19 protein-coding genes are annotated in these 19,953 nt (G+C 64.2%); 8 read left to right on the top strand and 11 right to left on the bottom strand.

The features are described from left to right. Positions 1–74: 74 nt before the first annotated feature. Positions 75–1,403, bottom strand: a complete 1,329-nt coding sequence (locus HV770_RS03450; protein ID WP_175158108.1) for a C4-dicarboxylate transporter DctA — start codon at positions 1,401–1,403, stop codon at positions 75–77. Positions 1,404–1,630: 227 nt separating this feature from the next. Between HV770_RS03450 and HV770_RS03445 the strand changes: the two genes are divergently transcribed. Further along, positions 1,631–2,323, top strand: a complete 693-nt coding sequence (locus HV770_RS03445; RefSeq protein ID WP_175158107.1) for a FadR/GntR family transcriptional regulator — start codon at positions 1,631–1,633, stop codon at positions 2,321–2,323. Positions 2,324–2,431: 108 nt separating this feature from the next. Here HV770_RS03445 and gap read toward each other — a convergent pair whose 3' ends face one another. Beyond that, positions 2,432–3,442, bottom strand: coding sequence for a type I glyceraldehyde-3-phosphate dehydrogenase (gene gap, locus HV770_RS03440; RefSeq protein WP_175158106.1), 1,011 nt, complete (start codon positions 3,440–3,442; stop codon positions 2,432–2,434). A 95-nt stretch (positions 3,443–3,537) separates the two neighbouring features. Next, positions 3,538–5,559, bottom strand: coding sequence for a transketolase (gene tkt / locus HV770_RS03435; RefSeq protein ID WP_175158105.1), 2,022 nt, complete (start codon positions 5,557–5,559; stop codon positions 3,538–3,540). 279 nt (positions 5,560–5,838) lie between these two features. Between tkt and speE the strand changes: the two genes are divergently transcribed. The 3 genes from speE (at position 5,839) to HV770_RS03420 (ending at position 7,996) form a co-directional block, all read left to right on the top strand. Continuing rightward, positions 5,839–6,711: a polyamine aminopropyltransferase gene (gene speE / locus HV770_RS03430; protein WP_175158104.1), complete on the top strand. Its 873-nt coding sequence runs from the start codon at positions 5,839–5,841 to the stop codon at positions 6,709–6,711. A gap of 111 nt (positions 6,712–6,822) precedes the next feature. Further along, a complete protein-coding gene (locus HV770_RS03425; protein ID WP_121315707.1) occupies positions 6,823–7,236 on the top strand; it encodes a VOC family protein in 414 nt (137 codons plus the stop codon). A 19-nt stretch (positions 7,237–7,255) separates the two neighbouring features. Further along, positions 7,256–7,996, top strand: coding sequence for a 16S rRNA (uracil(1498)-N(3))-methyltransferase (locus HV770_RS03420; RefSeq protein WP_175158103.1), 741 nt, complete (start codon positions 7,256–7,258; stop codon positions 7,994–7,996). Between the two features lie 130 nt (positions 7,997–8,126). On the opposite strand, the gene HV770_RS03415 is transcribed toward HV770_RS03420, so the two are convergent. The 3 genes from HV770_RS03415 to HV770_RS03405 all read right to left on the bottom strand — a co-directional run bounded on the left by HV770_RS03415 (position 8,127) and on the right by HV770_RS03405 (position 11,882). Further along, on the bottom strand, positions 8,127–8,687 hold the full coding sequence (locus HV770_RS03415) for a barstar family protein (RefSeq protein WP_175158102.1): 561 nt from the start codon (positions 8,685–8,687) through the stop codon (positions 8,127–8,129). Between the two features lie 16 nt (positions 8,688–8,703). Continuing rightward, positions 8,704–9,120 (bottom strand): ribonuclease, encoded by a 417-nt coding sequence (locus tag HV770_RS03410; RefSeq protein WP_175158101.1) that lies wholly within the window; start codon positions 9,118–9,120, stop codon positions 8,704–8,706. 422 nt (positions 9,121–9,542) lie between these two features. Further along, entirely contained in the window at positions 9,543–11,882 is a 2,340-nt protein-coding gene (locus tag HV770_RS03405) for an NADP-dependent malic enzyme (RefSeq protein WP_175158100.1), read from the bottom strand. A gap of 197 nt (positions 11,883–12,079) precedes the next feature. On the opposite strand from HV770_RS03405, the gene thiL reads away from it, so the two are divergent. The 4 genes from thiL to HV770_RS03385 all read left to right on the top strand — a co-directional run bounded on the left by thiL (position 12,080) and on the right by HV770_RS03385 (position 14,738). Beyond that, on the top strand, positions 12,080–13,090 hold the full coding sequence (thiL, locus tag HV770_RS03400; RefSeq protein WP_246290701.1) for a thiamine-phosphate kinase: 1,011 nt from the start codon (positions 12,080–12,082) through the stop codon (positions 13,088–13,090). Continuing rightward, entirely contained in the window at positions 13,080–13,637 is a 558-nt protein-coding gene (locus tag HV770_RS03395) for a phosphatidylglycerophosphatase A family protein (RefSeq protein WP_175158099.1), read from the top strand. Before thiL ends, HV770_RS03395 begins: the two co-directional genes overlap by 11 nt. A 64-nt stretch (positions 13,638–13,701) precedes the next feature. Next, entirely contained in the window at positions 13,702–14,202 is a 501-nt protein-coding gene (locus HV770_RS03390; protein ID WP_168667236.1) for a CinA family protein, read from the top strand. Between the two features lie 23 nt (positions 14,203–14,225). Then, positions 14,226–14,738, top strand: coding sequence for a cupin domain-containing protein (locus HV770_RS03385; RefSeq protein WP_175158098.1), 513 nt, complete (start codon positions 14,226–14,228; stop codon positions 14,736–14,738). Positions 14,739–14,919: 181 nt separating this feature from the next. Here the strand turns inward: HV770_RS03385 and pyrF are convergent, their stop codons facing one another. The 5 genes from pyrF to araH form a co-directional block, all read right to left on the bottom strand. Continuing rightward, the gene (gene pyrF / locus HV770_RS03380) at positions 14,920–15,735 is read right to left on the bottom strand and encodes an orotidine-5'-phosphate decarboxylase (protein ID WP_175158097.1); all 816 of its coding nucleotides are present in this window, start codon (positions 15,733–15,735) and stop codon (positions 14,920–14,922) included. A 107-nt stretch (positions 15,736–15,842) separates the two neighbouring features. Next, positions 15,843–16,961 (bottom strand): aldose 1-epimerase, encoded by a 1,119-nt coding sequence (locus tag HV770_RS03375; RefSeq protein WP_175158096.1) that lies wholly within the window; start codon positions 16,959–16,961, stop codon positions 15,843–15,845. 210 nt (positions 16,962–17,171) lie between these two features. Next, positions 17,172–18,074 carry an SMP-30/gluconolactonase/LRE family protein gene (locus tag HV770_RS03370; RefSeq protein WP_175158467.1) on the bottom strand — a complete coding sequence of 301 codons (903 nt, stop codon included), beginning with the start codon at positions 18,072–18,074 and terminating at the stop codon, positions 17,172–17,174. Positions 18,075–18,082: 8 nt separating this feature from the next. Beyond that, positions 18,083–18,883, bottom strand: a complete 801-nt coding sequence (locus tag HV770_RS03365) for an SDR family NAD(P)-dependent oxidoreductase (protein WP_175158095.1) — start codon at positions 18,881–18,883, stop codon at positions 18,083–18,085. 52 nt (positions 18,884–18,935) lie between these two features. Further along, positions 18,936–19,952, bottom strand: a complete 1,017-nt coding sequence (gene araH, locus HV770_RS03360) for an L-arabinose ABC transporter permease AraH (protein ID WP_175158094.1) — start codon at positions 19,950–19,952, stop codon at positions 18,936–18,938. Between the last annotated feature and the right edge of the window lies 1 nt (position 19,953).

Raw genomic sequence — 19,953 nt, 5'->3', positions numbered from 1 at the left:
GGAAAGCGCGCCGAGCCGGCGCGCGAAATCTCGGTTCGGATAACGAAGCGGTTGCGTGTGTCGGCCCGCTCGCGTCAGATCGCGTGGGCGTGTTCGCCGCCGATCGGCTCGGCGCCCACTTCGTCGCCTGCCGGCACGTAGCGCAAGGCGGCGTCGCGGTTAAGCACACGATGAGCGCGCGCCCGGTCGATGTCGTTTTCCCACACGGCAACCACCACCGTCGCGACGCAGTTGCCGATCAGGTTGGTCAACGCGCGGGCAATGCCGACGAACCAGTCGACCGGCAGGATTAGCACGAGCCCGAGCACGGGAATCGCCGGAATCGCGGACAAGGTCGCCGCCAGAATCACGATGGCCGAGCCGGGAATACCATGCGCGCCCTTCGACGTCACCAGCGACACCAGCACCACCACGATCAGATCGTGCATCGACAGCGGCGTGTTGGTGGCCTGCGCGATGAAGATCACCGCCAGCGTCAGATAGATCGAAAAACCGTCGAGGTTGAACGAATAGCCGGTCGGAATCACGAGGCCGACGGTCGAATCCTTCACGCCCATCCATTCGAGCTTGCGCATGATCTGCGGCAGCACGGCGTCCGACGATGCCGTGCCGAGCACGATCGACAGTTCCTCGCGCAGATAGCGAATCAGCTTGAAGAGGCTGAAACCAGCGAGCCGCATCACGATGCCCAGCACCACCGCGACGAACACGAAGCAGCTCGCGTAGAACACCAGCACCAGCATGCCGAGCTGCTTGAGCGACTCGACGCCATAGGTGCCGGTGGTGAATGCAATCGCGCCGAGCACGCCGAGCGGCGCGAGTTTGATGATGAAGCCCATCACGCGAAAAAACACCTGCGACAGCTCGTCGATCAGGCTGCTCACGCGCTGCGCCTTCTTGCCGAGTAGCGACAGCGCCGAGCCGAACAGCACCGAAAACACCAGAATCTGCAGGATGTCGCCGGTCGCGAAGGCGTTGATCGCCGTATCGGGAATGATCTTCAGCAGGAAGCCCGCGGTGTCTTTGAGACTCTTCGCGTGCTCGGTGTAGGTGGCGAGCGAGGCCGGGTCGAGCGAACGCAGATCGATGTTCATGCCGACGCCGGGCCGCGTGACGTAGGCGAGCACCGCGCCGATTACGAGCGCGATCGTCGTCATGATTTCGAAGTAGACCACCGCCTTCATCCCGACACGCCCCACCTTGCGCAGATCGCCGGCATGCGCCATGCCGCTGACCACTACGCAAAACACGATCGGACCGATCACCATCTTGATCAGCTTGAGAAAGCCGTCGCCGAGCGGACGCAGCGATTGGGCGAAATGCGGATAAATCGCGCCGATCACGACACCCACCACGAGCGCTATGACGACCCGGCCAAACAGCGAATTGAAGAATTTCAACACGGCTTCCTCCTGGTTTTCGATCCTACCTGTTCAGACTGGTCCGACCAGTGCTGTTATGGCTAATAGTAGGAAGTCGATATACTGGCGTCAAGGATTCATAAAACAGTGTTTACCCGTTGTTTTTGCGGGCGTTCCCCGCGGGATCGCAGAGGCCGGCCGACCGACCGCGCACGGGTTCGGACTGCCTATTACAATGCTGGTCAGACCGCGCTACCCAGTGAGCCACGATGAAAAACGTTCCGCATACCGTCACCGATGCTGCCATCGCGACCATCCGCGAACGGATCGAAGCGGGCGACTATCCGGTGGGCAGCCTGCTGCCGGCCCAGCGTCAACTTTCCGAAGAACTGTCGATCAGCCGCGCGTCGCTGCGCGAGGCGCTCTCCACGCTCGAGGCGCTCGGTCTGCTGGTGATCCGGCCCGGGAAGGGCGTGTATGTGGAAAGCGCGCAGGCCGCGGCTGCACAATCGTGGCGTTTCGCCGAGCAGTCGTCGCTGCCGGACACCTATCAGATGCGCTTCGCGCTGGAAGGCTTCGTCGCGCGCATGGCGGCGCTTGCCGTGCGTGACGCCGACCTCGCCTGGTTCGAGAACAACGTCACGGAGATGCAAACCGCGCTCGCCTGCGACGAACTCGACGAAGCCGCGCGCCTCGACTACGCGTTCCACATGCGGATGGTGAGCATTGCCGGCAATGCGGCAATCGAATCGATCTTGCAAAGCAGCGCGGAAATCATGAAGGAAAGCCAGCGGATGCCGTTCTACCGCCGCGAACTGGTGCTATCGACGTACACCGAGCATCGCGCGATTCTGGACGCGCTCAGCGCACGCGATTCCGCAGCCGCGGGCAAGGCGATCGAAACCCACATCTCGAATGCCGCGCAACGCGCCGGCGTTCATTTCCCCACGCCGCAGATGTAAAAAAAGCCGCTCCGAGGAGCGGCTTTTTTGCCCTTGCCCTGCGCTGCCCTGCCGCCCGCCCCGAGGCCGGCTTCACAGCGAGCGCAGAGCGCAACGAGGCGCCATAGCTTACTTCGCGTTGGCGAGCGCCACAGCCGTGTCCAGCATGCGGTTCGAGAAACCCCACTCGTTGTCGTACCAGCTCGACACCTTCACCAGACGGCCTGACACCTTGGTCAGCGTCGCGTCGAACGTCGACGAAGCCGGGTTGTGGTTGAAGTCGATCGACACGAGCGGTGCATCGTTGTAGCCGAGGATACCCTTCAGCGCGCCTTCCGAGGCTTCCTTCATGATCGCGTTGACTTCTTCGACCGTCGTGTCGCGCGCGGCGATGAACGACAGATCGACGACCGACACGTTGATCGTCGGGACACGAATCGCGTAGCCGTCGAGCTTGCCGTTCAGTTCAGGCAGCACGAGACCCACTGCCGATGCCGCGCCGGTCTTGGTCGGGATCTGGCTGTGCGTCGCCGAGCGCGCGCGGCGCAGATCTTCGTGGTACACGTCGGTCAGAACCTGGTCGTTCGTGTACGCGTGGATCGTCGTCATGAGGCCGTTCACGAGGCCGATCTTGTCGTTCAGCGGCTTGACGAGCGGCGCCAGGCAGTTGGTCGTGCACGATGCGTTGGAGATCACCGTGTCCGATGCCTTCAGCACGTTGTGATTCACGCCGTAGACGATCGTTGCGTCGACGTCCTTGCCGCCCGGCGCCGAGATGATGACCTTCTTTGCGCCGCCCTTGATGTGCGCGCTGGCCTTTTCCTTGGTCGTGAAAAAGCCCGTGCATTCCATCACGACGTCAACGTTCAGTTCGCCCCACGGCAGTTCGGCCGGGTTGCGGTTGGCGAGCACGCGGATCTTGTCGCCATTGACGACCAGGTAATCGCCGTCCACCGACACTTCGCCCGGGAACTTGCCGTGCGCCGTGTCGTATTGCGTCAGGTGAGCGTTGGTCTTGGCATCGCCGAGATCGTTGATGGCGACGATTTCGATATCGTGCTTCTTGCCGTTTTCGTAGAAGGCGCGCAGGGTATTGCGGCCGATCCGGCCGTAGCCGTTGATTGCGACGCGAATCGTCATGGTCTATCTCCTGATGGCTGAAAAAATACGTCTCGTTCGTCTGACAGGCTGCGTTGCCGCGCGTTCATACGCCATGCGGCAACGCCTCGCCTACATCAGCCCAGTGCGGCTTTAGCCGTCTCTACCACATGCTCGACGGTGAAGCCGAAATGCTTGAACAGCACGCCAGCCGGGGCCGATTCTCCAAACGTGTCGATCCCGACCACGCCGCCTTCCAGACCCACGTACTTGCGCCAGAAATCCGTCACGCCCGCTTCGACCGCGACGCGGCGCACGCCGTGCGGCAGCACGCGCTCGCGGTACTCGGCGTCCTGCTTGTCGAACACCGTGGTCGACGGCATCGACACGACACGCGCCGCGATGCCTTCGCGTGCCAGCGGCTCGACCGCGTTCAGCGCCAGTTCGACTTCCGAGCCGGTGGCGATCAGGATGATCTTGCGCGCGACGATCTCGTCGTTCCAGTCGCGCAGCACGTAGCCGCCCTTCTCGATGTTGGCGATCTGCGCGTCAGTGCGCTCCGAGAACGCCAGATTCTGACGGCTGAAGATCAGGCACGACGGGCCGTGATGCTCAACTGCGTGAGTCCAGGCCACCGCCGTTTCGACGGTGTCGGCCGGGCGCCACACTTGCAGGTTCGGAATCAGGCGCAGGCTCGCGACGTGTTCGATGGACTGGTGGGTCGGGCCGTCTTCGCCCAGACCGATCGAGTCGTGCGTGAACACGAAGATGGACGGCGCTTTCATCAGCGCGGCGACGCGCAGCGCGTTGCGGCTGTAGTCCGAAAAAGTCAGGAACGTGCCGCCGAACGCCTTGAAGCCGCCATGCAGCGCGATGCCGTTGATCGCGGCGCTCATACCGAATTCGCGCACGCCGTAGTTCACGTAATTGCCGGTTGCCTTGCCATCCGCATTCACGCGCACCGGCTTCGCGGCCTTCCAGTTGGTCAGGTTCGAGCCGGTCAGGTCGGCGGAACCGCCGAGCAGTTCGGGCAGCACCACCGACAAACCTTCGATGGCCTGCTGCGATGCCTTACGCGTCGCGATGGTTTCCGCGCGCTGGTTCGCGCCGGCGATGATCGCCTTCGCCTTTTCCTTCCAGTCTGCCGGCAGTTGCTTCGCGTCACGGCGCTTGAATTCGGCTGCTTCCTGCGGATACTTGGCCGCGTAGGCCGCGAATGCCTTGTCCCATTCGCCTTCGACGTGCGCGCCGGCTTCCTTCGCATCCCACGCCGCGTAGACTTCCTGCGGAATCACGAACGGTTCCCACTTCCAGCCGATCGCTTCACGCGTGGCCGCGACTTCCTTGTCGCCGAGCGCCGAGCCGTGCGAATCATGGCTGCCGGCCTTGTTCGGCGAGCCTTCGCCGATCACGGTCTTGCAGCAGATCAGCGTCGGCTTGTCGGAGAGCTTGGCCTGCTTGATCGCGGCGTCCACTGCGTCGACGTCGTGGCCGACCACGTTCGGGATCACGTTCCAGCCGTACGCTTCGAAGCGCTTGGGCGTGTCGTCGCGGAACCAGTGCACCACTTCGCCGTCGATCGAGATGCCGTTGTCGTCGTAGAACGCGATCAGCTTGTTCAGCTTCAGCACGCCCGCCAGCGAACACGCTTCGTGCGAGATGCCTTCCATCAGGCAGCCGTCGCCGACGAACACGTACGTGTGGTGATCGACGATCTTCGCGTCAGGCTTGTTGAATTCGGTCGCGAGCAGCGACTCGGCGAGCGCCATGCCGACCGCGTTCGCGAGACCCTGGCCGAGCGGGCCGGTGGTGGTTTCGACGCCCGGCGTGATGCCGTATTCCGGGTGGCCCGGCGTCTTCGAGTGCATCTGGCGGAAGTTCTTCAGCTCTTCCATCGGCAGATCGTAGCCGGTCAGGTGCAGCAGCGAGTACAGCAGCATCGAGCCGTGGCCGTTCGACAGCACGAAACGGTCGCGATCGGCCCACTGCGGGTTCTTCGGGTTGTGACGCAGGTGACGCGACCACAAAGCCACGCCGATTTCGGCCATGCCCATCGGCATGCCCGGGTGACCGGAATTCGCTTTTTGAACGGCGTCCATGGACAACGCGCGGATTGCGTTGGCCATCAAAGAGGTGGGTGCGGGAGACGAGGTCGTCATGTCGAGTCCGGAGACAGAGTCAGAAAGCGGTGCGCGCTTGAGGACCGGGAGCTCGAATGCCAGTTCGCTTCGGCGCACGATGCGGCGCCAGGAGCGCGAAACGGGCAGAGCAAACGGACAAGGCTGAAAGCGAGACATTCTAACAGAACGTTGCCCCGCCTCCGGCCCGCAAAGCCGCCTGGCTGTGAGTTTCACCGCACATACCAGGCTCGCGGCGCGCGTGGCCCTTTACAATCGGACAAGCCAACCCACTACGCTCCCGCTGGAGCCCCGACATCCGTGAGCGCTCCGCTGCTGTTCCAACCGAGTCCCGACGCCGTCTACGGATTTCCGCATGCGCGGCTCGTCGCGCGCGTCGATTCGCCTTTTCAGCGCATCGAGGTGTGGGACACGCCGCTGCTCGGCCGGCTTTTCACGCTCGACGGTCGCCCGATGACGTCCACCGGCGACGAGTTCATCTATCACGAATGCATGGCGCATCCGATCGCGCTCGCGCATCCGGCGCCGCGCGCGGCGCTGGTGCTGGGCGGCGGCGATGGCGGCGCCGCGCGGCAGTTGCTGGCGCATCCGGATATCGAACGGATCGTGGTGGCGGAACTGGATGCGGAAGTGGTCCGCCTGTGTCGCGAGCATTTGCCCGAGGTGCACGGCGGCGCACTCGACGATCCACGCGTCGAACTGGTGATCGGCGACGCCGCGCAGTACGTCGCGGCCGCGGCGCCGGCGCAGTTCGACTTAGTGGTGTTTGATCTGACACCGCCGGATTCGCCCGCCGCTAGCCTGTACACGCCAGCCTTCTACGCGCAACTCAAGCGGACGATGCGTGCGCCCGCCGCCCTCTCGCTGCATCTCGGCTCGCCCTATTTCCACGCTCGCCGCATTGCCGGCCTGTTCGACGATCTGCGCGCTACGTTCCGCGTCGTACGTACGATGAACACCTTCGTCCCGCTCTACGGCTCGCTGTGGATGATGGCGACCGCCAGCGACACGCTCGATCCCGCCGCACTCCCCGCTGACGCGCTGACGGAGCGCGTCGCTGCTCGCCGTATCGGACCGCTGAAGCACTACGATCCGTCCATGCATGCAGGACTCTTCTCGGCGTCCCCTTCTATGCGCGATAAACTAAGCCAATTCTTAAAGCCATTAAGCTAACGTGTGGGCACAATGCCCGGCTGGGTCGGATCGCGTCTCGATACATCGGTAGGCGCAGCCGCCAGAATCCGCAGCATGCGTCCCGCCAACCCTCGAGATCCGGAGAAGTCCATGACCGCCCCCCGCCCCGCCGGTGTGCCCTGGTTGACCCCCTATCTGACGGTACGCGACGCGCGTGCCGCGACTGCGTTTTTCTCTGCGGCATTCGGCTTCGAAGTGCGCGACAGTGTTCAAGACGACGGTGTCGTCATGCACGTCGAGATGACCTATCAAGGCCAGTTGATCGTGATGTTCGCGCCGGAAGGCGCGTTCGGCTCGGCTGCGAAAACACCCAAAAGCGCGGGCGCAATCGCCCCGCAATCGTTCTATGTCTATGTCGACGATGTCGACGCGGTTTATGCGCGGGCGCTGGCTGCCGGCGCAAAATCGCTGAGCGAGCCGCAAGATCAGTTCTGGGGCGACCGGTTCGCTCAGGTCGAAGATCTGGACGGCTATCGCTGGGCGCTCGCTCGCCACCTTTCCTGAGCTAATGAGTATTTTTTTGATGCCCCGCTTCTTCGTCGGTACGTCGCTGAACCACGACGACATCATGCCGCTTCCCGATGACGTCGTGCGCCATGTTCTGGTGCTGCGTTTGCAGCCCGGCGATTCGATCGTGCTTTTCAACGGCGAGGGCGGCGAATACAGCGCCGAGCTCGTCGAGATAGAACGCCGCTCGGCCAAAGTCAGAATTCACGAATTCCGCCCGATCGAAGTCGAGGCGCCCTATCACCTCACGCTCGCGCAAGGCATTGCCAGCGGCGACAAGATGGACTGGCTGATCGAAAAGGCGGTCGAACTCGGTGCTTCGTGCTTCATGCCGCTGACCACCACACGCAGTGTCGTGCGGCTTTCCGGCGAGCGGGCACAGCGCCGGCATGCGCATTGGCAAGGCATCGTGCGCGCGTCGTGCGAACAATGCGGGCGCAATCGCCTGCCGGAAGTCATGCCGGTGCGCGAGATCGCCACCTGGCTGGGGGCGCTGCCTCGCGAACCCGGCGAAGGCGAATTGCGTATTCTGCTGTCGCCGCGCGCCAGCATCAGTTTTTCGGCGCTGCCGGTCACACATCCGACGGGCCGCGTGACCGTGCTGGTGGGCCCCGAAGGCGGTTTTTCCGCGGCCGAAGAAGCAGCGGCCACCGATCACGGATTTACCGCCGTCGGCCTCGGACCACGCGTACTGCGCACCGAGACCGCGGGAATAGCGGTGCTTTCCGCGCTGGCGGCTCGCTGGGGTGGTTGGTAAGCGGGTGCACAAGAGCCACGCGTAGGCACAAGCAAGCCGCCAAAAAGCAAAAGGCCCGCCGATTGGCGGGCCTTTTGCTTTCTCTCACTGTGGCGTCTACCGCGACTCGCCGTGCCGAGTCAGGCGAAATTCAGGCAAACGAATAAAACACCCGGAACGCCACCTTGCGCTCGGCCCAGAATTCGGCCGCCTCGCGGAAGACGTCCAGCAGCGTCTCGCGCCCTTCCTTGTCGAACTTCTGCGCAACCGGCAACTGCTCGAGCACGATCACAAAGCCCGGCTGCGCGCCGGCCTTATGGACGAGGTCGGTCAGACAATCGTAGAGCGCGTCGTAGTTCTTGCCAAAATGCTTCGGGAACAGGAACGAGGTGGCGATCGTCTCGAGCACTTCCTGCTTGGACAGCGCATTGGCGCAATACGCATACAGAAAATGCTGGCCGAGCTGGCCGGCCTCGTCGGCGAGATCCTGCACGCGGAAAGCGCGGATCGACTGTACGATGTTCGGTCGCACGGTCTTGAAAAGACTCATGGGCTCCTCGTTCGATGAAACCGCAGTGCCTGCTTCGCCCTGGTTGTCGCGGCCCTGATCGCCGGCGCGCATCTTCATGACGCGTTGGAACAAATTGCCGTCGCCGGCCGCGAAAAGATCCGTCGCGACTCCGGTGTCGTGCGCGTAGACGTTGTCGCTCATGCCGTTCATCCCGATGTCATTCAACAATACGATTAAAACTGGTGTAGTGGTCGTCCGAGTAGTAACAATTATCGGTTCGCTGTAGCGGACCTCCGCAGACGATGCGAAGCGCCCCGCGATTACGCGCGCGAGGCGTGGGAACGGTGTATTCGTGGTAATAGCCGCGCCGATGGGCCGGCAGCAACCGCTCGCGATTGCCGAATACGATGCCGTCCTTCTCATACGGGTAAGGCCCGCCCGCGGCAATCAAGTTCAATGTCTTGACCGCTTCGCGCGGCAACTGCGCCAGCGCGACCGTACCCACCCCTTGTGCGTTCGCATCGGCGGGCGCCGTGAAGTCGCGTGCAAACGCGACAGGCACGGGGCCAGATAACGCGCACAGCGTAAGAGCACCGGTCAGCACGCCTTTGATGCGCAGCCACTTGCGTGCCATGTATCAGGGTTCCCCGCTGTTAGATCACGAGTTTGACGACCATGAAAGTCGTAAGGGTATCGCTAATGGCCTTTGGAATCAACGTTCGACGGGTAGCCTAGGCGTTCTTGATCGCGTGGAAAAGGCCGCAGCCGGGCCTTTGACGACTTTTGACAGAATGTTTAGCCCGAGCGGACTAAACTTAGCCCGACTGTGCAATTTGAAGGGGAATTTGGGCTGATCAGCAGACCGCCTGAAGCGCCTTCATGTCCGTGGCGAGCGCTACGTGCCGCAGTCGTTTTGAAGGTTCAATGTGCCCTTTGAGTACCTTTTGCCATTTTTTGGGTGGCAATCCCCTGCTCGCCCTGAGGCGTGCCCGTTGCGGGCACGCCGTTTTTTTGCACGGCGCGCTCATCCAGCGCCGTGCGTCACCCGCACCGGAATTAACGGGCGGCGATCACGTCCGCCACCAGCAGCGCCGTCATGTTGACGATCCGGCGCACCGTCGCCGACGGCGTCAGCACGTGCACCGGCTGGGCCGCGCCCAGCAGCATCGGGCCAATCGCGATGTTGTTGCCGGCCGCCGTCTTCAGCAGGTTGTACGAGATGTTGGCTGCGTCGATGTTCGGCAGCACCAGCAAGTTCGCGTCGCCTTCGAGCGTCGAATCGGGCAGCACTTCGCGGCGCAGATTCGCGTCGAGCGCCACGTCGCCGTGCATTTCGCCGTCCACCTGGAGTTCCGGCGCGCGTTCACGCAGGATCTCCAGCGTATCGCGCATCTTCTGCGCGGTCGGCGCGTTGCTCGAACCGAAGTTCGAGTGCGAGACCAGCGCGACCTTCGGCTCGATACCGAAGCGGCGCACTTCGTCGGCGGCCATGATCGTGATTTCGGCCAGTTGCTCCGGCGTCGGATCGACGTTCACGTGCGTATCGACCAGGAAAATCTGGCGATTCGGCAACACGAGCGCGTTCATCGCCGCGTAGACCTTGGCGCCTTCCTTCTTGCCGATCACCTGATCGATGAAGTGCAGATGCCGGTGCGTCGTGCTGACGGTGCCGCAGATCATCCCATCCGCCTCGCCCTTTTTCACCAGCATCGCGCCGATCAGCGTGGTGCGGCGGCGCATTTCGAGCTTCGCCATTTGCGGGGTGATGCCCTTGCGGGACATCATCTTCGCGTATTCCTGCCAAAAATCGCGGTAACGCTCGTCATGATCGGTATTCACGACCGTGTAGTCCTGACCCGCGGCGAGGCGCAGACCGTAGCGCGCAATACGCTGCTCGATCACCGCCGGGCGGCCAATCAGGATCGGCTTTGCCAGCTTTTCGTCGACGATGATCTGCATGGCGCGCAGCACACGTTCTTCTTCGCCTTCCGCGAACACGATGCGCTTCTTCTCCGGCTCGACGCTGCGCGCGAGCTGGAAAATCGGCTTCATGGTTGTGCCGCTGTGATACACGAACTGCTGCAGATGCTGTTCGTACGCATCCATGTCCTCGATCGGACGCTCGGCAACGCCGCAATCCATCGCAGCCTTCGCCACGGCCGGCGCGACCTTGACGATCAGACGCGGATCGAACGGCTTCGGAATCAGATATTCCGGGCCGAACGACAGGTCCTGAATGCCATAGGCCGTCGCGACGATGTCGCTCTGCTCCTGGCGCGCCAGTTCGGCGATCGCGTTGACCGCGGCGATTTCCATTTCCCGCGTGACCGTCGTCGCGCCGGCATCCAGCGCGCCGCGGAACAGGAACGGGAACACGAGGACGTTGTTCACCTGATTCGGGTAGTCGGTGCGGCCGGTGCACAGCACGGCGTCCGGGCGCACTTCGAGCGCCAGTTCCGGCAGGATTTCCGGCGTCGGATTGGCCAGTGCGAGAATCAGCGGCTTGTCGGCCATCTGTTTGACCATGTCCTGCTTGAGCACGCCGCCCGCCGACAGGCCAAGAAACACGTCCGCGCCGCCGATCGCTTCGGCGAGCGTACGCGCGTCGGTTTCACGCGCGAAGCGCTCCTTGTCCGGGTCCATCAGTTCGACGCGGCCCTTGTAGACCACGCCGGCCAGGTCGGTGACGGTGATGTTCTCGAGCGGCAGGCCGATGTCGACCAGCAGGTCCAGACAGGCCAGCGCAGCCGCGCCCGCGCCGGAGGACACCAGCTTGACGTTCTTGATGTCCTTGCCGACCACCTTCAGACCGTTGGTAATCGCCGCCGCGACGACGATCGCGGTGCCGTGCTGGTCGTCGTGGAAGACCGGAATCTTCATGCGTTTGCGGCATTCGCGCTCGACGATGAAGCAGTCCGGCGCCTTGATGTCTTCCAGGTTGATGCCGCCGAAAGTCGGCTCCAGCGCGGCGATCACGTCGACCAGCTTGTGCGGGTCCGACTCGTTCAGCTCGATATCGAACACGTCGATGCCGGCGAACTTCTTGAACAGGACGGCCTTGCCTTCCATGACCGGCTTCGACGCGAGCGGCCCGATGTTGCCCAGACCCAGCACCGCGGTGCCGTTCGTAACGACGCCGACCAGGTTGCTGCGAGCGGTGAAACGCGCGGCGTTCAGCGGGTTTTCGACGATTTCCTCGCACGCGAACGCGACGCCCGGCGAATACGCCAGCGCGAGGTCGCGCTGGTTGATCATCTGCTTGGTCGGGGCGATCGCGATCTTCCCGGGGGTGGGGAACTCGTGGTAATCGAGTGCGGCTTCGCGGAGTTTGCTATTGACGGGATTCGACATAAGGCGGGCTTCGAAGTGCGGATTAGAATAGACGTTCGACGGCATTGTAGCCCCAATTGCCTGCGCGATTCCTTCAATACGGGTACAACTGCCGCGACTTAAACGCAGCCAACGGGCGGGCTGCCACGCGTCGCCTCGGCTTGACCCGAAGCCGCGCTGCAGGGGAAGCAGCGCCGATGGCGCGGCAACTTCGTACAATGCGCGCCGTTAGCCGCAGTTCGCGGCACTTGTTCCGCTCACCCATGGCCACCATGCTCTCCGAGTTTTCGCTGATCGACCGTTTCTTTGGCCGCCGCGCCGCCGCCGCTCGCCCATCCGACGCCGGCGCCGGCACGCTCGGCATCGGCGACGACTGCGCGCTGCTCGCGCCACGCGCGGGCGAAATGCTGGCGATATCGACCGATATGCTGGTAGAAGGCCGCCATTTCCTTGCCGATGTCGATCCCGAGGCGCTCGGTCACAAGACGCTCGCGGTGAATCTATCGGACCTTGCCGCGATGGGCGCGCAACCGCAGGCGTTCACACTGGCGTTCTCGCTGCCGAAAGCGGACGAAGCCTGGCTCGCCGCATTCAGCGAAGGACTCTTCGCGCTGGCCGCGCGCTACGGCTGCGAACTGATCGGTGGCGACACGACGGGCGGCCCGCTGAATCTGTGTGTGACCGTATTCGGGAGCGTGCCGCCACAAGCGGCGCTGCGTCGCGACGCCGCCCAGTCGGGCGACGACATCTGGATTTCCGGCACCCTCGGCGACGCGCGCGCCGGCCTCGGTGTACTGCGCGGCGAGTGGCCGGCAGACCCGGCCGACACTGCGGCGTTTCGCCGCGCCCTCGAACGGCCGGAGCCGCGTGTGCCGCTCGGCTTGGCGCTGCGCGGCATCGCGCACGCGGCGCTGGACCTGTCGGACGGCCTCGCGGGCGACCTGCTGCACATTCTCGAACGCTCGCGCATGCACGCCACGGTCGACGCCGACGCCGTGCCACGCTCCACCGCGCTGCGCCGCCTCGCACCCGAAATTCAACAACGCTGCACGCTCGCCGGCGGCGACGACTACGAACTGTGCTTCACCGCGCCGGCCACGGCGCGCGCCGCGGTCGAAGCGGCAGGGCGCGAGGCGGCCGTACCGGTCACCCGCGTCGGTACAATAAGCGCTCTCCCGGCGCCAGACGACCGCCCGGCCATCGACTGGCGCGATGCCGCCGGCGCGCCACTCACCCTGACGTTGCAAGGCTTCGATCACTTCCATGCAGACTGACCCTCCGCTCCGCCCCGCCGACGATCTCATCGGCGGCGAGCCGCCCCGTGCGCCGCGGCCACAGCCGCGCCGCGCCACCGCGCGCTTCATGCTGTCGCATCCGTTGCACCTGCTGTCGCTCGGGTTCGGCAGCGGCTTGTCGCCGGTGGCCCCGGGCACGATCGGCACGCTGTTCGCGTGGGCGTCGTTCGCCGTGCTGAGCCGCTATCTCACCGTCATCGAGTGGGGCGTTCTGATCGGCGTGGGCTTCATCGGCGGTATTGCGTTTTGCGGGTTTACCGCGAAGCGGCTCGGCATCGACGATCCGTCGCCGGTCGTGTGGGACGAAATCGTCGCGTTCTGGCTGGTGCTGCTGATGGTGACGCCGGCCACGCTCACCGGCCAGCTGTGGGCTTTCATCGTGTTCCGCTTCTTCGACATGGTGAAGCCGCCGCCCATCAGTTATTTCGACCGCCGTCTGAAAGGTGGCTTTGGCATCATGTTCGATGACCTGGTCGCCGCTTTTTTCACATTGCTCGTCATCGCGCTTTGGCGCATGTCGGTTTAACCGCCACCCGGCAATCGCCGCCTGCCGTGCCTGACCGCCGGCTTCCGTTTTCCGGATTGACGCCATGCCTACCGATTCCGTCGTTCACCAGCTCGCGATTCGCGTGAGCAACCGTCTGCGCGACGAACGCTTGATGCTCGTCACCGCCGAGTCCTGCACGGGCGGCATGGTGGCGACCGCCATTACCGATATCTCCGGCAGCAGCGGCTGGTTCGAGCGCGGCTTCGTCACGTATTCGAATCAGGCAAAGAGCGAGATGATCGGCGTGCCCGCCGATCTGATCGACAGGCACGGCGCGGTCAGCGAGCCGGTCGCGCGTGCAATGGCCGAGGGCGCGCTGCGCAACAGCCGCGCGCAGGTGTCGCTGTCGATCACCGGCGTCGCCGGGCCGGGCGGCGGCACCGAGACCAAGCCGGTCGGCATGGTGTCGTTCGGCTGGAGCAACCGGCTGCATACGTCGGTGGAAACGAAGATTTTCAAGGGCGACCGCGAACAGATCCGCGTGCAGGCCGCGGCGCATGCGCTGCGCGGCGTGCTCGCGCTGCTCGACGAACGTGAACATTGACCCTCGTTCAACAGGCGGGAACGATGCCGGATTCGCACGCAAGCAGGGACGAACTGATCCGCCGCTTCGATCTGAAGCCGCATCCAGAAGGCGGATTTTTTAACGAAACGTATCGGTCGGCGCAGCGTGTGATCCGCGACGGCGGTTCAACGCAGAATCGCTCGGCGTCGACCGCGATCTACTACCTGCTATGCGACGGCGCGCATTCGGCGTGGCATCGCATCAGGTCCGACGAAGTCTGGCACTTCTATGCGGGCGAGCCGTTGAATGTCCACGTGCTCGATGCGAGCGGCGCGCTGCTCACGCATAAGCTGGGCAATGCGCTGACGCATCACGACGCCGTGTTTCAGGCGGTCGTGCCGGCGGGCTTGTGGTTCGCGGCGGAATGCGCCGATCCGGCGACGTTCGCGCTGGTGGGCTGCACGGTCGCGCCGGGATTCGAGTTCAGCGAGTTCGAGATCGGCGATGTGGATGCGCTGAAGGCGGAGCACCCACAGCATGCGGGGGTGATTGCGCGGCTGGGACCGGTGCGTTGAGCCGAGCTTTCGGTGGTTTGCCGCGGTGCCTCGCTGGCCAGTCGGTCCGCCAGGTCTCGTGAGCCTCGTTCGGCGCTCATCAGGCGCAACGGTCTGAACCATCCTCTAAAACCGGCCCGGACCCGGGCCGTTCAAACACCCGCTATTACCGCGTCGCAGGCTTCATCAACCACTTTCGCACTCACCGGAACGCGTTGATCCGGTCACGCGTTTCCATCGCGGCGTTCGCGGCGGCTTGCGCGAAATCGTCGCCCTTGCCCGCGTAGATGATCGCGCGCGACGAGTTGATCAGCATGCCCGTGCCGTTCGCAGTGCGCCCGGCGTTGACGGTCGCCTCGACATCGCCGCCTTGCGCGCCGATGCCCGGAATCAGCAGCGGCATATCGCCGACGATCCCCCGCACCGCTTCGATTTCCTTCGGGAACGTCGCGCCGACCACCAGCGCCAACTGGCCGCTCGCGTTCCACTTGTCCGCCGCCAGTTGCGCGACGACCTGGTACAGCGGACGGCCGCCCGTGTCCAGGAATTGCAGATCGGAGCCGCCCGCATTCGATGTGCGGCACAGAACGATCACGCCCTTGCCTTCATGCTCCAGATACGGCTGGATCGAGTCGAAGCCCATGTACGGATTGACCGTCACCGCGTCCGCCTGATAGCGCTCGAACGCTTCGCGCGCGTATTGTTCGGCGGTGCTGCCAATGTCGCCGCGCTTCGCGTCCAGGATCACCGGCAGGCCGGGATGGTTCGCGTGAATGTGGGCGATCAGTTGTTCGAGCTGGTCTTCCGCGCGATGCGCGGCGAAGTAGGCGATCTGCGGCTTGAACGACGACGCGTACGGCGCGCTCGCATCGACGATCGTGCGGCAGAAATCGAAAATCGCGTCGGGCCGGCCGGCGAGCGCGCCCGGAAATTTGCTCGGCTCGGGGTCGAGGCCGACGCACAGCAGCGAGTTGGTGCGCTGCCAGGCATCGTTGAGTGTCTGGATGAAATTGGACATGGTGGGTCTCGCGGCGAGCCGGTAATCGGAAGAGGCCGGTATTTTACCTGTCCTGCGCGGCGGGCCGCGCCCGAACGCCGCCGCTGCCCGCCGCCCCGCCCCACTCCTTACTGTCGCCGCGCCCCGCGCGCGCCCGGCATCGACCGCAGCCCGGTACGTTCGACGGTAAACCGGAACGTACGCGCCAGCCGCTCGCCGCGCGCGAGCAGCGTCATGCCGTTTTCGCATGCGCCACCGGCCAGATTCATCGCGTTGATCGGATGATCGACGGGCTCGAAGCAGAAAAAGTCTTCATCGGGAGGCGTGTACAGCACGTAGTAATCGGTGTCGGCGGCGATGTTCAACGACAGACGGCGCTTCGGCCACACCACCGCCGCCTGGCCGCTCCAGCCGGTAAAAGCATGATTGACGATGGTCTCCGGCAACGGATACGCGACGCCGAATTGCCACGCGGGGGGCGTCGGCACATGGCGCACCGGCAGCCAGTCTTCACCGGACAGCCACAGCCCGCCGGCCGCCGCCGACAGCTCGGTGTCCGCGTCGCGCACGAAGAACGGATGCACACCCAGCCCGAACGGCAGCGCGTCGCGTCCGGCATTCTCGATCTCCAGCGTGACGACGAGCGTCGGGCCGTCCAGCGCATAGGTTTGCGCCGCGCGGTACGCGTAGGGTTTGCCGTCATGTCGATCGAGCGTCAGGCGCACGTTTTCGCGATCCGACTCCGCCACCTGCCACGCCGAGAGCCAGCCGTCGCCGTGAATCGGCAAGGGTTCGTCGGCGCGATTGCGCTGCACCTCGACGCGCCGCCCCGCCACGTTGAAATGACCACCGCCGATCCGGTTCGAATACGGCAGCAGCGGATAGCAGGCAAGCTGGTTCGGCTGCGTGTCGGCGGCGACATGGCGGCAGCGCCGGAAAATCGGCGTGAGCGCGCCGTCGTTGCGCCAGTCGAAACGGGTGACGCCGCCACCCAGCGTCGGAGCGACGTCGACCCGCAAATGCGCGTTGGCGAGCGTGATGCACGCGACATCGCCGGCGCTGCCTTCGCCGACCGCCACCGCCGACGTGCTCGGCCCGGCCAGCACCGGATTGGCGGCCGCCGCGAGGCGCGAGCGCCGGCTCTGAGAGGTCGACGAAGAAGCGGATGAAGAAGCGGATGAAGAAGCGGACGAAGAAGCGAGCGAGGAAACGGGTGAGGAAGCGGAAACGAGATTCGCAACAGTCATATCTGGCTCCATCGAGAGGCGAGGGACGTTGCCGTCATTGCTGACGGATGCTGTAGGGCGACTTTCTGGAACGGGTCGCCTCTGGGTCCGAACTGCATGCTGCCGATTTGCTGCCACTGGAATTGCGACGTCACCTTCTGGTTCACTTTCAAAATCATTGCGAGTCGTGCCAGCAGTGCGGCCCCGCGAGCAGGGCTGCGTCATTCTGCGCTATGCGGGCGCGCCCTGGAACTCCGGCTCGGGCAAACCGTGCCGTCCGGCCGGCGCGACGAACACGCCGCCCGCCAGAGTATCGGCCGCAAGCGCGGCGGCGTCGAGGTCGGCGCGCGCGCTCGTGATGTACAGCGTGTCGAATTCCGGTCCGCCGAGCGCGACGCAACTCGGCTGCGCGGTCGGCACGTCGACGCGCCCGGTTTCCACGCCGTCGGGGCCGTAGCGCACTACGCTCGCCCCAGCCCACTGGGCGTTCCACAGACCGCCGTCGCGATCGACGGTCGAGCCGTCCGGCTCCACGCCCGCGTCCGTCACGCGGGTGAACAGCCGATCGTTGGCGACGCTACCGTCCGCACGATAGTCGCACGCGCGAATTTCCGGCACCTTCGAATCGCAGTAATACATCGTCGCGCCGTCTGGACTGAACGCGATGCTGTTCGAGATGGCCGGCGCAGGCAACGGCAGGCGCTCCAGCGACAGATCGTGATTCAACCGGTAAAAGCCGGCGACCGGTTGCGCCAATCCGCTTTCGTCTTTCGTGCCGAACACGAAACGCCCCTGACGGTCGCAACGGCCGTCGTTCACGCGCGTGTTCAATCCGGGCTCCACGTCGACGATGCGCTGTGTCTCACCGGTCGTCAGATCGAAAAACGCCAGATGCGTGGCGAGACCGAGCAGCAGGTAGCGCGGATTCGCACACAGCGCGAACGTCGCGAGCCGCTCGGGCATAGGCCAGAACGTGCTGCCGCCGTCACGCGGATCGTAGCGCCACAGGCGCGCGCCTTCGATATCGGTCCAGTAGAAGCGGCCGGTTCTCGCGCACCAGGTCGCTGCTTCGCCGAGCATGCATTGCGTGTCGATCAGCAGCGACGCGCGCGACGCAGCGGCGTGCGACGGCATGTCAGCGCTCACGCCCAACCTCCATCGACAACGATGTCCTGCGCGGTGATCATCTTGCTATCGTCTGCGGCGAGGAACAGCGCCATGCGCGCGAGGTCGGACGGCTCCAACTCGGCGTCGATGCATTGCCCTTCCTTGATCTGGCGGCGGCCAGTGTCGTCGAGCCACAGGCGCTTCTGCTTCTCCGTCATCACCCAGCCCGGCACCAGCGTATTGACGCGGATGTTGAAGTGCCCGAGGTCGCGCGCAAGGCCGCGCGTCAAACCCTGTACCGCCGACTTCGACATCACATACACCGGATAGCCGCCGTTCTTCAACATCCAGCTGATCGAGCCGAGGTTGATGATCGAGCCGCTGTTGGCCGCTTTCATGTCTTCCATCACCGCTTGAGCCGCGAAGAACTGGTGGCGGAGATTCACCGCGATGCCCGCGTCGAAAAACTCGCGCGACACTTCGCCGATCGTGTGGCGCTTGTCGTTCGCCGCGTTGTTGACCAGCACCTGGATGGGGCCGAGTGCGGCCTTCACATCGGCGATCGCTTTTTGGAGCGAGTCGACATCGGTCAGATCGCACGTCAGGAACAGCGGCTTGTGCTTCGAATCGCCGAGTTCGTCGGCGAGCGCTTCACCGGCGCTCGCGTCGATATCGAAGAACGCGACGCGCGCGCCCTGCGCCGCGAAATGCTCGACGAACGATGCGCCGATACCGGTCGCGCCGCCCGTGATCAACACCGTGCGGTCGACGAGACTCGGATAGCGCGCGAACGCGCTGTCCGCGAGACGGGCATTTGCATTGGCCGGAGACGACATCGTTCGATTCCTTTGAGAGCTGATTGGATAAGTGACGGGTTCAGTCGCGGGGTCAGTCGCGCGAACCGCGATTCTTCAACTGGTCGAGCAGCACGGCGGCGAGCAGGATCGCGCCACGCACGAGGTATTGATAGAACGCGTCGATGTTCATGAGGTTCATCACGTTCTCGACGGTGCCCATGATCAGCACGCCGATCACGACGCCGGAAATCGTCGCGCGTCCGCCGAGCAGCGACACGCCGCCCAGCACGCACGCCGAGATCACGTTCAGCTCGAAACCTTCCGCGGCATTCGGCTGACCCGACGTGATGCGCGACGCCAGAATCACACCGGCCAGCGCGGTCACCGCGCCTTGAATCAGGAAGATGTACACGCGCGTGCGTTCGACATTGATACCGGCCAGACGCGACGCTTCCGGGTTGCCGCCGATCGCGAGCGTATTGCGGCCGTACACGGTCTGGTTGAGCATCACGCCGAACACGATGAAGCACAGCAGCGTGACCCAGATCGGCAGCGACACGCCGAAGAAGCTCAAGCCGCCCAGCTCGATGAACGTATCCGACGACACGCCCACGGCTTGACCGTGCGACACGATGAAGCCGAGGCCGCGAACGATTTCCATCGTCGCGAGCGTCGTGATCAGCGCGTTGATGCGCAGATACGCGATCACCGCGCCGTTGACGAAACCGATCACCGCGCCTGCCGCGACCGCCGCGATGATCGCGATAAACGTGTTACCTGTGGCGTTGAGCACCATCGCGCACAACACGCCGGCGAAGGCGACGGTCGATCCCACGGAGAGGTCGAAGTCGCGCGAGGCGAGACAGAACATCATCGTGCACGCGACCATGCCGATCTGCGAAATCGACAGTGCGAGGCCGAGCATGTTCTCGATCGAGAAGAAGTGATCGACGGTCAGCGACATCGTGACGAACATCAAGACGAAGATCACGATGAGGCTGTACTCGGTGATCTGCTGCCACCATTTCGCCTTGTCGTTGGCTTGCGGAATCAGCGCATCGGCGGCGCTCTTGGCGGCCTGTTGCGCGAGGTTTTCTCTGGCTTGCATG

It is taken from the genome of Paraburkholderia fynbosensis (genome assembly GCF_902859935.1).
GTDB lineage: Bacteria > Pseudomonadota > Gammaproteobacteria > Burkholderiales > Burkholderiaceae > Paraburkholderia > Paraburkholderia fynbosensis.
The sequence above is the reverse complement of the archived record's forward strand: the minus strand, read 5'-3'. Positions and strand labels throughout refer to the sequence as shown.